Below are 15713 nucleotides of genomic sequence, written 5' to 3'. Positions count from 1 at the left end.
GCTCAGCCGCCGGCCGGCACGACGCGCACGCGGTCGCCGTCGGCCAGGAAGCCGGCGCCCTCGACCACCACCTGTTCGCCGCCCGCGAGGCCTTCGAGCACCTCCACCACCTCGCCGCTGCGGGCGCCGGTGCGGATGCGCTTGCGCGCCACCACGTCGCCATCGCCGAGCACGAAGACATAGGCATGGCCGTCGCGTTCGACCACCGCGGCGGCCGGCACGGTGTTGGCCTGGCGTTCGGCCAGCAGCAGTTCGCCGGCGGCGTACATGCCGGCGCGCAGGGCGCCCGGCGCCGGCAGGTCGGCATACACGGTGCCGGTGCGGCTGCGCGGGTCGAGCGCCGGCGACACCGTGCGCACCGTGCCTTCGACCGGCTGGCCGTCGGGGCCGGGCAGGCGCACACGGGTGCCGGCGCTGATGCGAACCAGCTGGGCCTCGGGCAGCTCGGCCCGCCATTCCAGGCGCTGGTCGCGGATCAGGCGCAGCAGTTCGGTGCCGGCCGCGACCACCTGGCCGGGCTGCACGCTGCGCGCCGAGATGACGCCGTCGTGGGGCGCGCGCAGGGTGGCGAACTGCATGCGCAGGCGGGCATTCTCGGCCTGGGCGCGGGCGGTGACCTCGCCGGCGATCAGCTGCTCGGCCTCGCTGGCGGCCACCAGCTGTTCGCGCCGCAGGCGTTCGCCACGGCGGGCGTTGGCGGCGGCCACTTCCAGGCTGGCTTCGGCCTGGCGCAGCTCCATCGCCAGCGTGCGGGTGTCGAGCTGCAGCAGCGGCTGGCCCTGGCGGACCACGTCGCCGACCTCGACGTCCACCGAGGCCACGCGCTGGCCGGAGAGTTCGACGCCCAGCATCACCTCCTCCCAGGCCGCGATGGCTCCGGAGGCCGGGATGCGCTCGGGCAGCGACAGGCTCCTGGCCTCGGCCACGCTCACGCTGAGCGCCGGAGCGCCGGCGGCTTGTTCGGTTTCGGTCGAGCAGGCCGCGAGCGCGGCAAGCAGCAGGGCGGACAGGGCCCGCGGGGTGGTACGCGACATGGTGGGGTTCGCCGTGGGGTGCGAGGAGGCGATTGTCACAGATGCGGGCCTGCGCGGCACCTGTCCGATGGGCTAGGCTTAGGCCGTTTTGCAGGGTTTCTACAGGAGACTCACGTGACGGACAGCAGCACGGCGACCGACGCCACCCAGGACCTGGCCAAGCGCATCGGCGCGCTCGACACCGATTCGGCGCTCAAGCGCCTGCAGGGGCTGCCCCCGGCCGAGGTCGCGCGACTGCTGGGCGGCTTGCCGCCGGCGCGCGCGAACGTGCTGCTCGCGGCCATGGCCCCGGGAGAGCGCACCGCGGTGATGGCGGCTGCGCCGGCCGGCACCGACTGGGCCGACAGCCAGCGCTACCCCGAGGGGTCGGTCGGCCGCCTGCTCGAGGACCCGCCGGCGGTGTTCCCGTCGGGTACCAAGGTCTCGGCGGCCATCGAAGCGCTTCGCGAGGTGGTCAAGCAGCGGCTGGTGACCTACCTGTGGGTGGTGGACGGCCAGCAGAAGTTGCTGGGCGTGGTCGCCTTCCGCGACCTGCTCTACGGCGAGCGCGAGCGTTCGCTGGACGAGGTCATGATCCGCAATCCGTTCTGCCTGCGTCCGGACATGCAGCTGGTGGACGCGATGCGCGAAGTGGTGACGCGGCACTACCCCGTCTACCCGGTGTGCGAGGCCGACGGTCACCTCGTGGGCCAGGTGCGCGGCCAGGTGCTGTTCGAACAGCAGGCTTTCGAGATCTCGGCGCAGGCCGGTTCGATGGTCGGCGTCGAGAAGGAAGAGCGCCTGGCCACGCCGCTGTGGCGCGCCTTCCGCTTCCGCAACCCGTGGCTGCTGGTGAACCTGCTGACGGTGTTCGTGGCCGCGGCGGTGGTGGGCTACTACGAGGACACCATCAACCGGGTGGTGGTGCTGGCGGTGTTCCTGCCGGTGCTCGGCGGCCAGAGCGGCAACCTCGGCGCGCAGTCGCTGGCGGTGATGCTGCGCGGCATGACCCTGGGTGAACTCAAGGGCATGCGCATCGCCGCCATCATTTCCAAGGAAGGCATACTCGGGCTGGTGAACGGCGTGGTCACCGGCGCGCTGGCCGGTGCCGCGATGTACTGGGTGGTGGCCCGCGACGGCGGCGAGGACGCGCTGCTGCTGGGCGGGATCACCCTGGCCGCGATGGCCTTCAGTTGCATGATTGCCGGCCTGGCTGGTTCCACGATTCCGCTGGTGCTCAAGCGCCTGGGCGCCGACCCGGCGACGGCCTCGAGCATCTTCCTCTCGACCATGACCGACGTGGTCAGCATGGGTCTCTTCCTCGGCCTGGTGACCTGGCTGGTGCTGTAACCGGAAAAGGGGACAGGTGCATTTTCCTGCAGGGAAAATGCACCTGTCCCCGATCCCCGCCGATCCCTGGCGTCGAATGTTGCACTGCAACGTGCAACATCCCCCGCCGCCGGGCCACGATGGAACTGCTTCCGACGTGGGGGAGGGAGCTGAAAGCCCGCAGCTGCATTGCGCTGCGGGCTTTCTTTTTTTGGGGACAGGTGCATTTTCCCTGCGGGAAAATGCACCTGTCCCCAGATGCGGCATCGCCGGGGCCGGGGACGCATGCAAGGTGGCGAAGCCTAACGGTGCCCGCCCACTTTCTCCTTGGCGGGCCTGCCTCGGTTCCTCGTGGCGGCCGGTCTGCCCAGCGACCTTTCCACCATTGCCTGGAAACGCGGGCTGCCCAGCGCGCGTTCCTGGGCCGAGTAGCGCCGAATGGCAGCCAACTCCCGCGCGGTGATTCCCCGGTCAAGCCAATCGGCATAACGCGCGCGGCGGGCCTCCGGGCTGGTCCCGAGCAGTCCAAGCGCATCGTGCGGCGTGATCAGCGGGTCGCGGATATTGCCGAGGTTCGCATGCACGCTCGACCACAGGTATTCCTCTGCCCGCCCAGCCAGCCCCGCGCGGACTGGATTGAGTTCGATATAGCGACAGACGGCCAGCAGGTAACGGTCCTTGTCCACGAGAAAGGACTTGAACCGACCCTCCCACAGGCTTCCCGTGCGGCCGTGGCGCAGATTGAAGTACTGGCAATAGCGCTGGGCCAGCGAATGCATCGCCTTGGCGAGGCTGGTGCGTTCCGCAGGGGTCGCGAGCAGGTGGACGTGGTTGTCCATCAGGACATAGGCGTGCAGCCCCACCTGCCGGCTGGCGAAGGCGGACCGCAACAGGCTGCGAAATCGATGCCGGTCGGTGTCGTCGAAGAAGATCGCGGCGCGATTGTTGCCGCGGTGGACAACGTGGTGGGGCATCCCGGGAAGGATCAGACGGTGGAGGCGGGGCATCGTGGAGGCGTCGGCGCTGCGGGTATGCAGGATTGCGCGCGCTCGCGTGGATCGCCGTCCGGGAAGCGAGGCTCCGCGGCAAGGGGACAGGTGCATTTTCCGTAGGGAAAATGCACCTGTCCCCATTTACCTCCGACCCCGCTACGCTTTGGCCATGGACGCACTTGAGCAGGCCGCCCAGGCCCATGTCGACAATGCCCTGTCGCGACTGGCCGAACGGGCGCCCGGGGCGATGGACGATCCGGCGCGGCGCGAGGCCCTGTCCGCGCTGGCGCTGGCCAGCGATTTCGCCATCGACACCCTGGCCCGGCAGCCTGATTTCCTTGCCCAACTCGACGGCCAGGCCGAGCCGCCGCCGACCCTGGCGCCGGAGGCGCCGACCGACTGGCCGGGCCAGCTGCGGCGCTGGCGCGCCCGTGAATCCACCCGGCTGGTCTGGCGCGACCTGCGCGGGCTCGATGACGTCGACGCCACCCTGGCCGGCGCCAGCCGCATCGCCGACCAGGCGCTGCAGGCGGGGGTTGATGCCCTGGGCGGCCTGCTCGAACAGGCCCACGGCGTTGTGCGCGACGCCGCCGGCCGGCCGCAGCGGCTGGTGGTGTTCGGTCTGGGCAAGCTCGGCGGGCACGAACTCAACTTCAGCTCCGACGTCGACCTCGTTTACGCCTTCCCGGAGCACGGCCAGTCCGACGGCGCGCGCCCGCTCGACGCCGAAGCCTGGTTCACGCGGATGGGCCAGCGCCTGGCGCAGCTGCTGGGCGACGTCACCGCCGACGGTTTCTGCCATCGCGTCGACCTGCGCCTGCGGCCCTTCGGCGGCAGCGGCCGGCTGGCGCTGAGCTTCGGGGCGATGGAGCAGTACTACCAGCGCGAGGGCCGCGACTGGGAGCGCTACGCCTGGATCAAGGCGCGCCCGGTGGCCGGCGATATCGCCGCGGGCGAGCGCCTGCTCGAAACGCTGCGGCCCTTCGTCTACCGCCGCTACCTGGACTACAGCGCGCTCGACGGCCTGCGCGAGATGAAGGCGCTGATCAGCGCCGAGGTGCAGCGGCGCGAGCTGGCCGAAGACCTCAAGCTCGGCCCGGGCGGCATCCGCGAGGTCGAATTCCTGGTGCAGGCGCTGCAGCTGATCCGCGCCGGCCGCGAGCCGGCCCTGCGCGGTCGTTCGCTGCTGCCGGTGCTGTCCGCGCTGGCCGATGCCGGCCATGTCGCCGGGGCCACCGCCGACCGCCTGGCCATCGCCTACCGTTTCCTGCGCCGGCTCGAGAACCGCGTGCAGATGCTGTCCGACCAGCAGGTGCATGCGCTGCCCGATGATCCGCTGGCGCGCTACCGCATCGCCCGCTCGCTGGGCTACACGGACGAAGGCGAACTGCTGGCGGAGCTCGACGGTCATCGCAGCGTGGTGGCCGGGGAGTTCGCCGGGCTGCTCGAGGCGCGCCGGCGCAGGAAGGCGCCCGCGAGCGCGCTGGTGCAGTACTGGCGCGCGCTGCCCGAGGGCGGCGACCCGGCCGTGCTGGCCGACGCCGGTTTCACCGACGCCGAAGACCAGGACGCCCGCCTGCGCGATTTCGCCCGCACGCCCGCCGTGCGCGCGCTGTCCGCGCGCGGCCGCCAGCGCCTGGACAACGTGCTGCCCGAACTGCTGGCCGCCGCCGCGCGCTCGCAGGCGCCCGACGCGGCGCTGCCGCGTGGCCTGGCCCTGTTGCAGGCGGTCACCCGGCGCACGAGCTACCTCGCGCTGCTCGACGAACAGCCGGCCGCGCTCGCGCGCCTGGTGGACGTGACCGCGCGCAGCGCGCTGCTGTCCGAACGCCTGGCCGCGCACCCGCTGCTGCTCGACGAACTGCTCGACACCCGCGCCGCCGGCACGGTGCCCGACGATGCGGAGATCCACGCGCTGGTGGACGAAGCCACCTCGCGCCTGCCGGCCGGCGACACCGAGGCCGGGCTCAATGCGCTCAACGAGCTGCGCCAGGCGATCGGCTTCCGGCTGGCGCTGGCGACGATGGGGCTGCGGGTGGAGCCGGTGCAGGCCGCCTCGCGCCTGGCGACGCTGGCCGAGGCGCTGCTGGCCGTGCAGCTGCGGCTGGCGGAGGAGGACCTGGCGCACAACCATGGCCGCATCCCCGGCGCCGGCCTGGCGGTGCTCGGCTACGGCAGCCTGGGCGGGCGCGAGCTGGGTTTCGGCTCCGACCTGGACCTGGTGTTCCTGCACGACGCCCCCGCCGACGCGGTGTCCGACGGCCCGCGCCCGCTCGACGCCAACCGCTATTTTGGCCGGTTGGCGCAGCGGCTGGTCAGCCTGCTGGGCACCGTCACCAGCGCCGGCAAGCTCTACGAGGTGGACGTGCGCCTTCGCCCCGACGGCGCCAAGGGCATGCTGGTTTCAAGCCTGGAGAGCTTCGCCGACTACCAGCGCCAGCGCGCCTGGACCTGGGAGCGCCAGGCGCTCGTGCGCGCCCGACCGATCGCCGGCGCCGCGCCGGTGCGCGCCGCGTTCGAGCGCATCCGCAGCGAGACCCTGTGCGCGCCGCGCGAACCGGCCGCGCTGCGCGAGGACGTGCTGGCGATGCGCCGGCGCATGCGCGGCGAACTCGACCGCAGCGGCCCGGGCCGCTTCGACCTCAAGCAGGGCGAGGGCGGCCTGGTGGACCTGGAATTCCTGGTGCAGGCGCTGGTGCTGCGGCACGCGGGCGAACACCCGCTGCTGTGCGAGCCGCGCGACACGCCCTCGCTGCTGCGGGCGCTCGATTCAGTGGGCGTGCTGCCGGCCGGCCAGCTGCAGCCGCTGCTCGACGCCCACGCGCTGATGCTCGACCTGGGCCTGGACTGCACCCTCGACCAGCGCCCGCGCATCGTGCCCCCCGACGAGGCCCTCGACGCCGCCCGCGCCACCATCCGCGGCGCCTGCAGCGCCCACGGCCTGGACTTCGGGAGCGGGACTGTTTCCTAGGCGCCCTGGTAGTCGGGCCAGGCGGGGAGGGCGAGCTTGCGGGCCTGGTGGCGGTAGTAGGCCGCGAGGGCCAGGCCGAAAAGGGCGCCGGCGCCCAGCGCGGCCGCGAGTGCGCCGAGCGGGCTCACGCCGGCGGGCCACCAGCCCAGCAGGGACATCAGCAGGCCCCAGCCCACCGCGAACACCAGCCCCGTCCCCAGGGCCATGGGCGCGAAACCCAGGAACAGCGGCGGCGGCACCTTCAGCCCCATTGCCCACATCAGCCGCCAGGCCGGCGGCGCCAGGGTGTAGGGCGACAGCCCCTGCGGGGCCAGGTGCTCGAGCATCGCGGCAACTTTCTCGGTGTGGTTCATGCCGGGGATCCGTGAGGGTTGAACAGGAATGGACGGTGGGAGATTACGTGGCGAGCCGCTCGCGCACGAGGGCCGCGATGCGCGGCGTTTCGCGCAGGGGTTCGGCCGGCGCGTCGTGCGGGAGCCTGCCCAGCGGGCGGATGCGGCCGCGGGCGAGCAGGGTGTCGAGGTAGCGACGGACGCGTCCGCTGGCGCGCTCGGGCTCCGGCACGTAGACCGGCGCTCCGGTGGCGCAGGCTTCCGACACCATGTTCACCGAATCCGGCGACACCACGATGCGGTCGGCCCAGCCGAGGGCGCCGGCGTAGGGGTTCTCGCCATCCTCGCTGCCGAACCAGCGCCGGCCCGGCGTGTCGGCCCAGTAGCGGCGGGCCAGCGTGGCCATCATTGCCGGCGTGCGGCGCGAGCCGATCAGCAGCAGGCTGCCACCCTCCATCGCCAGCCAGTGTTCGAGCACGGCCGCCATCACCTCGAAAGCGGCGCGGTCGAAACGCACCGCCGGCGTCGGCCCGCCCAGCAGCACCACGGTGCGCGGGCCCGGCAGTTCGCCCAGCGAGGGAAACGTGGCGCGGCCCTGGGCCAGCCAGGCGTCGTCGACGGGATTGAGGCTGCCGAGCAGGGTCAGCACGTTCGGCCCGCGCAGGCCGTCGTGTTCCGGCGCCACCACCAGGTCCCAGTGCCGGGTGTCGATGCGCGGGTCGAGCACCTGCACCACCCGCGACCCGCGCTCGCGCAGCAGGCGCGTGGCCAGGGCGGCGCGGCGGCCGGCGCCGAACGCCAGCGCGGGCGGTTGCAGCAGCGAGGCAGTGAACGCGTCGCCGAAGGCGCGTTCGGAGCCCGGAAGCCGGCGTGGCGCCAGCCACGACCAGGGCGCATGCGTGTGCAGTTCGATCTCGCGTGGTGCGGTCGCCAGCGCCCCGGCCAGCGCCAGCACCTGCCGGCGGTGGCCGGCGGCACCGTCGTGCAGGGCCCAGGGAGGAGTCGTGGAATCAGGCATGGCCGAAGCCTAGCCCGGAAGGCGCCGCCGCCGCGAGGGCGCGGCGGCGCCGGGTCGATCAGTCACCCGTCAGCCGGAGGCCGAGCGTCATCGAGGCGCTGTCGACCATGCGGGCATTGCCCTGCAGGGTCATGCGGATGGTGATGGGCTTGCGGAAGAACTGCCGCGCCTGGGCCTCGGTCAGGCCGTAACCATTGGTCAGGTTGTTCTTGCTGACCAGGCCGGCGATGCAGCCGCGGCTCTGCGTGTAGAGCTTGAAGACGTTGTCACCGGGCTCGAGGTAGCCGGTATCGACGATCGCGGCCAGGTTCACTTCGATGGCGCCGTTGTACGGGTCGCCGGTGCCCGGGTCGTTCAGACCCTGCAGCACCTCGCTTTCGATGCGATAGCTCGGCGTCAGCTGGAAGCGGTATTGCTGGCGCGTGGGCTGGTCGTTGACGAAGCGCACCGAGACCACCGGGGTCTGGTTGTGGCACAGGAAGGTCTCGGCGCTCTTGCCCGGCAGGGTGATGGCGGCGACGTCGGGCACGGTGAACGTAGTGAACCCCGGGCTCGGGCTGAGCTGCACGCACAGCGGGTCGGCCGGGTCGCCGGGCGCCGGCGTGCAGTCGGTGGAGAGATAGGCGAAGCCGGACATCAGGCCGCGCCACTTGGCGTTGCGGCCGAAACTGTCGGCATCGCCGACCTCTTCGACGGTGGGCGCCGCGGCCGGGCTGACGCCGCCGCGCGCAGCGGCCAGTTCGGCCTGGCGCGCCTTGGCCAGGGTCTCGGCGACGGGCGGGGAGCGGAAGTCGTCCGCGAGCGCGGCACCGGCCGCCAGGCTGGCCGCCAGGGCCAGGAACAGGGTGGATCGGAACATGGGTGGTCTCCATCGGATGGCCGCCCCCGGGACCGGGGTGGCGGAAGCGCCCGGCCGGGGGCGCGGGGCTCCCTTCTTTCCACGCGCAATGGAGGGTCCCGCGGGCCACGGCCGCAGGATGCTGCAACGATACGTTTCGGACCTTCGCATTGGTTCCACGGCTGGGACGACTAAACTGCCCGCTCATCCCCGCGGAGTGCCGCCCATGAAATTCCCGTCCCTGATCCTGGCCGGCCTGCTGGCCGTCGCCACCGCCCCGGCCGTTGCCATCGAGGCCTATAACATCGACCCGACCCACACCCAGGTCGAGTTCACCTACAGCCACTTCGGCTTCTCCAACATCACCGGCCGCTTCGACACCGTCGAGTCCGAGTTCATCTACGACGTGGCCGACCCGACCCAGTCCAGCGTCAAGGTCACCATCCCGGTTGCCAGCATTTCCACCGGCGTGGCCAAGCTCGACGAGCACCTGCTGGGCAGCGATTTCTTCGACGCCGCGCAGTTCCCGACCGCCACCTTCACCAGCACCGGCGTCACCGTGGCCGGCGAGGGCAAGCTGGCCGTGGCCGGCGAGCTCACCATCCACGGCGTGACCAAGCCGGTGGTGATGGACGTGACCATCAACAAGGTCGGCAACCACCCGATGACCCAGAAGCCGGCCGTCGGCTTCGACGCCAGCTTCGACATCAAGCGCAGCGAGTTCGGCGTGGGCGGCTACGCCCCGGCCGTGAGCGACGACGTTCGCATCGAGATCACCGTCGAGGCCCAGAAGGCCGGCTGATCTCCGCGAAAACCTGGCGGTCGCCGGGGTCGGAGGTGGTTTCCAGCGGAAACCACCTCCGACCCCCTTTTTCTTCAGCGAATCAACTTGTCCGCACCCTCCGGCCACGGAGGCGGAATGGCCGGGCCGGTTTGAATCCGCCCTGCAGGGCGGCCTGAGAAATCTTCTCGCCCGGGTAGCTATCACTAACAAATCGCCATCTATCGGACTGATTGATTTGTGCAGGATGCGCGTTCGGTTAGCGATGGTTACACCGGCAATTTCGCGCCGATAGCTTCAATCAGCATCGGTTCACCACGCACTATCCAGCGATTCGCGTCCTTGGCCACGGGCTGTATTGGGTGGGCGGGATGCAGTTCCCATCATCGTCGGTAGTGCATGCTCTATGAAAGCTTCTCTCGCTCTGTCCGCGTTTCTCCGGGGCGCGGTGCTCCTCGCAGTCAGTCTGGCCCTTCATCCACTGGCTGCGCAGGCGCAGCAGGTTGGCATCTTTCCAACGCAGGAGGCCGGGAAGAGAGTAGGCCAGGCACAGGAGCTGGTGTCCTACGGGCCGGAGATCATGGGCGATGCCATTGGCACCTACGATGGCGGGCTGAGCTTCCTTCATACCGATGCGGCGATTCCCGGGAACGATTTCCTTCCGGTTTCGGTGGGTCGCAAGTTCAGCGCCAACGCCGGTCGTATGCCGCTGGAGCGCAGTGAGCGCTTCACCGACACGTGGATGGCGTACCAGGGCCTGTTCGGCGACTGGGAGATCGACCTGCCCTATCTGAGCGGCACTTACTCGTCGCTCCAGGGTTGGGTGGTCCAGACGGCCAACCCCACTGCACGGTGCTCCTCTCCCACGAGTGCCGGCGAGATGATGCCGTCATCGCTGATGCACCAGCAGGCACACTTTCGCGCTTCCGCGATCCACTCGGGCATCACCCTGAATTTCCCCGGTGGGGGCGGCGAACCGATCACTCTCCGGAATGCCGGCACGCCGCATCCGAAGCCGAACGACAGCGCCTATCGCTGGCACACCAAGTCGAACTGGGCGCTGTCCTGCATTCCCACGCTCAAGCACAGTGCACCCTACAGCGGTTCAGGCTCGCGCGGAGGTGAAGGGTTCCTGGCAATCGCTCCCGACGGCACCAAGTACCATTTCGACTGGATGGTCGAGTATGCGGAGAAGCAGGTAAAGCAGCTTGTCTGGACCCAGACCACAGGCGCCTTGGGATCCTATAACGCCAGCGAAGCCAAGCTTCCGCGGGTGGAGGCTCGAATCTATCCGACCCGGATGGAGGACCGCTTCGGGAATTGGGTCAACTACACGTGGTCCGGTAAGCGCCTGACTGCGATCAGCTCAAGTGATGGGCGAAGCATAAGCATCGCCTACAACGCGAGTAATCGGATTTCGTCGATCACGGCGGCAGGCGAAACGACCACGTACGGCTATGACAGCAACGGCAGCCTGACCTCAGTCACCAAAGCTGACGGAAGCAAGTGGACATTCAACTTCGCGGCGCTCTGGACGCACCCCCGCTATCGCGCCATCCAGTTCAATGTCGAGCACCTGGCCAACTATGAAGAGCGCTTCATGTGCGCTGGCGGCCGACTGCTCAACCTGGATCCCGTCACCCTGTCCATGACGGCGCCAAGCGGTGCGAGTGGAAGCTTCGTGCTCAACTTCCGCCGCCACTACCGCGGCGCCGTCGATACCTGCATGAACACTGGCCGCGCCGTGAACTGGCTGGACTGGAACGGGGTTCCGGGCAACCCGACCTTCGAAGAGATCCCGACCCACCTATGGGCCAACAACACTCCGCTTCAGCTCGAAATGCTGATGCTGACGTCCAAGACGCTCAGCGGCCCCGGTCTTCCTGCCGGCCAGACCTGGGACTATGCATACGAAACCCTGACGGCCTCGCAGTATGAGCTGCGCAACGTGCGTCGAAAGGTGACGGTCACCAAGCCGGATGCCAGCCAGGAAGAGCATATCTTTGGCGCCAGCAATCTCAGCCTTCGCTGGGAGGAGCCTTACCCGGCCGGATCACCTCCACAACAGCCGAATGAAGGGCTCCTTCTCAGTCATCGCATCCTGCAGAACGGAAACGAGCTGCGGAAGACCGAGAATGAGTACCAGCCCTTTCCCGAGGAGCTTGCGACGTCACCGTCGGGTTACGACTCGCCCTATGACCCCTGGGTTGGTACCTGCTACTGCGAAAGTGTTCCCTTTCGCCAGCCGATGAAGCAGCAGAAGGTCACCCAGCAAGGCGAGGCCTTCACCTACATCGTAGAGGCATTCGATGCCCTCGCGCGGCCTGTCCAGGTGCGGAGATTCAGCTCGCTCGGCTACAGCCGTCGTGACGTGACCACCTACTTCGACCACACCGGCCAATGGGTCCTGGGGCAGGTGGCGCAGACCTGGAACGACGAGGAGGACCAGATCCTCTCGCGCACCGAGTTCGATGCGACCACGGCCGCCCCGGTTCGCTTCTATGGCCCGGGCAAGGCCAGCGGCCCGACGGCAACCCCCAGCGTGGCGCCCCAGTTGGTCCAGACGGTTACCTACCGCGCCGATGGCACGGTGGCGACCATCAAGGATGGCCGTAACCTGGTTACCCAGACCAACAGCTGGTACCGGGGCGTGCCGCGCCAGATCGTGTTTGCCGACGGGAGCAGCCTTGGCGCCACGGTCGATGGTGCTGGCCGCGTGACTTCGGTTACCAATGAACTGGGCTATGCGACCTCCTACGCATACGATGCGGGCGGGCGACTTTCCCAGATCAGCTGGCCGACGGGCGACGTGGTGGCTTGGGCCCCGACCCAGATCAGCTACGCCAGCGTGGCTACCACAGAGTACGGCCTGGGCCCGGGCCACTGGCGACGCACCGAGAGCCGGGGCAACTACCGCAAGCTCACTTACTACGACGCGTTCTGGCGCCCGGTGGTCGAGCGCGAGTACGACACCGCCGACCAGACGGGCACCCAGCGCTTCAACCGCAAGGCCTATGACGTGGGCGGGCAGGTGAGCTTCGAGGCCTACCCGGGCACCACCGCCACCCTGACCACCGGCCTGCGCAGCTTCTACGACGCCCTAGGCCGCCCGACCCGCAGCGAACAGGACTCGGAACTGGGTACGCTGGTCACCCAGTACGCCTATTTGCCCGGCTTCCGGACGCGAGTGACGAACCCGCGCGGCTACAGTACGGAGACCGCCTTCCAGGCGTTCGACGCGCCGGCGACCGGCGCCCCGGTCGAGATCATCGCGGCGCTGGGCCAGGCCGAGCAGCAGACCACGACCATCAACAAGAACGTGCTGGGCCAGACGCTGTCGCTGACCCGCTCGGGCGTGTACGCCGGCGTGCCGATGGCGCTGAGCCGCCACTACGTCTATGACCCGCAGATGCGCCTGTGCAAGCGCGTGGAGCCCGAGACGGGCGCGGCCCTGTTCGACTACGACGCGGCCGGCAACGTGGCATGGACTGCGGAAGGGCAGGCGCTGACGAGCCTGGTTTGCGATCGGACGGCGGTGGTGACCAGCGAACGGGCCCTGCGCAGCTACGACAACCGCAATCGCCAGGTCCTCGTGGACTATCCCGACAGCACTCCAGATGTTTCGACCACCTACACAGCCAACGGCATGGTGGAGACGATCACGCGTTCACCCACCTTGCTGACGTACACCTACAACAAGCGCGGATTGCTGGACAGCGAGCGGCTGGAGTACGGCAGCATCAACTGGCTCACCAGCCACAGCCACACGACGCTGGGCCATCTCGGCGCCACCACCTATCCCAGCGGCCTCCAGGTGGCCTACGCCCCCAATGCACTGGGCCAGGCCAGCCAGGCCGGCACTTACGCCACCGGGGCCAAGTACCACCCCAACGGTGCCCTGGCCGAGTTCACCTACGGCAACGGCATCGTGCACACCATGAGCCGCAACCTGCGCCAGCTACCCGAACGCAGCCGCAGCGCACTGGGCGCCAACGTGGTGCTGGACGACAGCTACGATTACGACGCCAACGGCAACGTGGCGGCCATCTCCGACGGCCTGGCGGGTGGCCCGGGCGACCGGGACATGAGCTATGACGCCCTCGACCGCCTCGCCGGCGTGGTGGCCGGCCCCGCCCAGGGCGGCAACGGCACCTTCGCCTACGACCCGCTAGACAACCTGCGGGTGCTCGACCAAGGCAGTCGCCAGTTCCGCTACCACTACGACGCAGACAATCGTCTCGCGCAGATCAAGTCGCCCACCGGCGCGCTGCTGCACAGCTTCGGCTACGACGCCCGCGGCAATACCACCAGCAAGGACGGCGGCACGCTGACGTTCGACCGCGAAAACCGGCTGACCCATTCGGCGCTGCCCACGGCCACCAGCTACGTTTACGACGGCCTGGGCCGGCGGGTGCGCGAGTTCATGGGCGCCTCGACTTACTTCTACTACAGCCACGAAGGCAAGCTGCTCTACACCAACGACCTCAAGACCAGCACCCGCACCGACCATATCTACCTGTCGGGCAGCTTGGTGGCGGCGCGCAAGGTGCCGTTCGCGGGCGGCAGCGGCGAGGTGACCTACCAGCACACCGACGCCCTGGGCACCCCGGTGGCCTTCACCGACGCCGCCGGCAACGTCACGCGCCGCGAACGCATGACCGCCTGGGGCGAACCCGCCGACGGCACCTGGAGCAACGGCCCGGGCTACACCGGCCACCAGATGGACGCGGCGTCGAAGCTGGTTTACATGCAGCAGCGCTATTACGATCCGGCGATTGGGAGGTTTTTGTCTGTTGACCCCGTAGCAGCACGTGAGACTGGCGATAACTTCAACCGGTACAACTACGCAGCCAACAACCCGTACCGGTACGTCGACCCTGACGGGCGTGAGATCAGGTTCTTCCAGCAGGGTGAAGAAGAGATTCGCGCACAACTGGCGGCAGCAAAGGCATCGACGCCCGAGATTCGGCAAATGATAAAGGAGCTGGAAGACTCACCAAACGTCCATAACATCGGCAGCTTCGATGACAGCCCGACTGAAGTGCTGCAGGCCCATAATACTGCCACTGGTCCCGGTGAGTCCGACCTAACAGGAGCTGGGACGAACACTTACTACGATCCAGGCAAGTCGCCGAGCCATCATGGCGTAAAGCAATCGCCAGTGGAGATCCTAGTTCACGAACTGAAGCACGCCCACATGAAGGACAAGGGCATCATGCCAAGGCAGGATGCGCCGCCTGACCCGGAAACCGGAAACTCGGCGCGAGAACAGCCCGCGATCGACATGCAGAACGAGTATCGTCGCTCGCAGGGCGAGGAGACAATGATCGAGGAGTACAATTGAACGCTCATCGTAGGTTCCTTCCAGCGATAACTGCGTTGATGCTTCTGGCAGGGTTGCCGGCGTGCACCCACGCTCCGGCGTCAAGTCGCGGGGTCGAGGCCACAACATACACCGAGCACTACCGGCCTTCGCGAAGCGACTACCTCCGGCTACCGCGACCAGAGACTGGGATCGAGGCTTCTGCCCAACTCAGCGCGAAGGGCAAATCTCTGCTTGAGTCTATGGGGTACAACGTCAGGTTCGTCGGTGCCGTCCGCCGCGATCGATGCGACGACGTTTGCTATTTCTATCAGCCTGCCGGTGTTGACGACTTGTACTATGTAATCACCGTGGATGCGCACGAGACAACTCTATTGAAGTGGTTTACGTATTCGCCTCTCGATGACGGCAGCGGCTGACTCGAAGCACGAAGAACGGTTCCGAATTCACTTTCTCGTCTACTTGACATCGCGGGTCGGAATCGAGTCAATGCAGCAGCGCTACTATGACCCGACGATTGGGCGGTTCTTGAGTGTGGATCCAATGGCATCGGATATGCAGAATGGCTGGAACTTCAACCGCTACAACTACGCTGCAAACAACCCATACAAGTTCACGGATCCTGACGGTCGAATGATTCGTGGGAAATTTCCGTTCGGTCAAAGCGAGCCTTGGGGCCGCCAACGGTCAGGGCAATCAACGCTGGATGACTGGCGCTGCCGTCTAACTTGTCTGGGAGAGGGCGGCAGCTCGTCTGAAGGTGGTAAGGAGAAGAAGTCCGAGAACGTGTTTATGAATAGCCGCAACGCAAAGCTTGCGGCCGGCGTGGTTCGAGCGACTCTTGCCGGAAAGAAGCTCGCCTCGGGAGTGCTCAGCTATAAGGCTGCGCTGGGACTAGCCTCGACTGGCGCCGGAGGGCCTGCTGCTGTGGGAGTTTCTGCTTGGGGGACCGTGCAGATTGGCATGGCTAAAACTCAGGCTGAGAACTCTAGTCTTCTTCTAACAGAGGCCGTAAGGAAACTCCCGTCAACTTCGCGCACACCGCGCTCTTGCCTTTAGCTTTCGGGCGACAGCTGCATCTCTTCTCTCGTGTTGCGTGTTGCGTGTCGGCTTGAG

At 68.1% G+C, this 15713-nt stretch carries 10 protein-coding genes; 5 read left to right on the top strand and 5 right to left on the bottom strand.

Going from position 1 to position 15713, the window contains the following annotated elements; translation table 11 throughout:
• Positions 1 to 2: 2 nt before the first annotated feature.
• Entirely contained in the window at positions 3 to 1034 is a 1032-nt protein-coding gene (locus tag C6N40_RS12300; RefSeq protein ID WP_106991330.1) for an efflux RND transporter periplasmic adaptor subunit, read from the bottom strand.
• A gap of 114 nt (positions 1035 to 1148) precedes the next feature.
• Here C6N40_RS12300 and C6N40_RS12295 point away from each other — a divergent pair, with 114 nt between their 5' ends.
• Entirely contained in the window at positions 1149 to 2363 is a 1215-nt protein-coding gene (locus C6N40_RS12295; protein WP_106991329.1) for a magnesium transporter, read from the top strand.
• Positions 2364 to 2644: 281 nt separating this feature from the next.
• Here C6N40_RS12295 and C6N40_RS12290 read toward each other — a convergent pair whose 3' ends face one another.
• The gene (locus C6N40_RS12290; protein WP_338024607.1) at positions 2645 to 3316 is read right to left on the bottom strand and encodes a transposase; all 672 of its coding nucleotides are present in this window, start codon (positions 3314 to 3316) and stop codon (positions 2645 to 2647) included.
• 187 nt (positions 3317 to 3503) lie between these two features.
• Here C6N40_RS12290 and glnE point away from each other — a divergent pair, with 187 nt between their 5' ends.
• Entirely contained in the window at positions 3504 to 6305 is a 2802-nt protein-coding gene (gene glnE, locus C6N40_RS12285; protein WP_106991327.1) for a bifunctional [glutamate--ammonia ligase]-adenylyl-L-tyrosine phosphorylase/[glutamate--ammonia-ligase] adenylyltransferase, read from the top strand.
• Here glnE and C6N40_RS12280 read toward each other — a convergent pair.
• Genes C6N40_RS12280 through C6N40_RS12270 form a run of 3 tightly spaced genes read right to left on the bottom strand, consistent with a single transcriptional unit; the run spans position 6302 to position 8514 of the window.
• A complete protein-coding gene (locus C6N40_RS12280) occupies positions 6302 to 6658 on the bottom strand; it encodes a DUF6404 family protein (RefSeq protein WP_106991326.1) in 357 nt (118 codons plus the stop codon). The two genes, glnE and C6N40_RS12280, sit on opposite strands and share 4 nt — an antisense overlap.
• Before the next feature lie 43 nt (positions 6659 to 6701).
• On the bottom strand, positions 6702 to 7655 hold the full coding sequence (locus tag C6N40_RS12275) for a mitochondrial fission ELM1 family protein (RefSeq protein ID WP_106991325.1): 954 nt from the start codon (positions 7653 to 7655) through the stop codon (positions 6702 to 6704).
• A gap of 58 nt (positions 7656 to 7713) precedes the next feature.
• Positions 7714 to 8514: a hypothetical protein gene (locus tag C6N40_RS12270; RefSeq protein WP_106991324.1), complete on the bottom strand. Its 801-nt coding sequence runs from the start codon at positions 8512 to 8514 to the stop codon at positions 7714 to 7716.
• A 205-nt stretch (positions 8515 to 8719) separates the two neighbouring features.
• On the opposite strand from C6N40_RS12270, the gene C6N40_RS12265 reads away from it, so the two are divergent.
• The 3 genes from C6N40_RS12265 (at position 8720) to C6N40_RS12255 (ending at position 15656) form a co-directional block, all read left to right on the top strand.
• On the top strand, positions 8720 to 9295 hold the full coding sequence (locus tag C6N40_RS12265) for a YceI family protein (protein WP_106991323.1): 576 nt from the start codon (positions 8720 to 8722) through the stop codon (positions 9293 to 9295).
• Positions 9296 to 9680: 385 nt separating this feature from the next.
• Complete coding sequence (locus C6N40_RS12260) at positions 9681 to 14618, top strand: RHS repeat-associated core domain-containing protein (RefSeq protein WP_106991322.1); 4938 nt, start codon at positions 9681 to 9683, stop codon at positions 14616 to 14618.
• 468 nt (positions 14619 to 15086) lie between these two features.
• Positions 15087 to 15656, top strand: coding sequence for an RHS repeat-associated core domain-containing protein (locus tag C6N40_RS12255; RefSeq protein WP_240183521.1), 570 nt, complete (start codon positions 15087 to 15089; stop codon positions 15654 to 15656).
• Positions 15657 to 15713: the final 57 nt, after the last annotated feature.

The sequence above is a fragment of the Arenimonas caeni genome (assembly GCF_003024235.1).
In the GTDB taxonomy this organism is placed as follows: Bacteria; Pseudomonadota; Gammaproteobacteria; order Xanthomonadales; family Xanthomonadaceae; genus Arenimonas; species Arenimonas caeni.
The sequence above is the reverse complement of the archived record's forward strand: the minus strand, read 5'-3'. Positions and strand labels throughout refer to the sequence as shown.

Coding starts and splice junctions, on each gene's coding strand:
- C6N40_RS12300 (WP_106991330.1), bottom strand. CDS start 1,034: ATGTCGCGTACCACCCCGCGGGCCCTGTCCGCCCTGCTGCTTGCCGCG.
- C6N40_RS12260 (WP_106991322.1), top strand. CDS start 9,681: ATGAAAGCTTCTCTCGCTCTGTCCGCGTTTCTCCGGGGCGCGGTGCTC.
- C6N40_RS12280 (WP_106991326.1), bottom strand. CDS start 6,658: ATGAACCACACCGAGAAAGTTGCCGCGATGCTCGAGCACCTGGCCCCG.
- C6N40_RS12275 (WP_106991325.1), bottom strand. CDS start 7,655: ATGCCTGATTCCACGACTCCTCCCTGGGCCCTGCACGACGGTGCCGCC.
- C6N40_RS12265 (WP_106991323.1), top strand. CDS start 8,720: ATGAAATTCCCGTCCCTGATCCTGGCCGGCCTGCTGGCCGTCGCCACC.
- glnE (WP_106991327.1), top strand. CDS start 3,504: ATGGACGCACTTGAGCAGGCCGCCCAGGCCCATGTCGACAATGCCCTG.
- C6N40_RS12270 (WP_106991324.1), bottom strand. CDS start 8,514: ATGTTCCGATCCACCCTGTTCCTGGCCCTGGCGGCCAGCCTGGCGGCC.
- C6N40_RS12255 (WP_240183521.1), top strand. CDS start 15,087: ATGCAGCAGCGCTACTATGACCCGACGATTGGGCGGTTCTTGAGTGTG.
- C6N40_RS12290 (WP_338024607.1), bottom strand. CDS start 3,316: ATGCCCCACCACGTTGTCCACCGCGGCAACAATCGCGCCGCGATCTTC.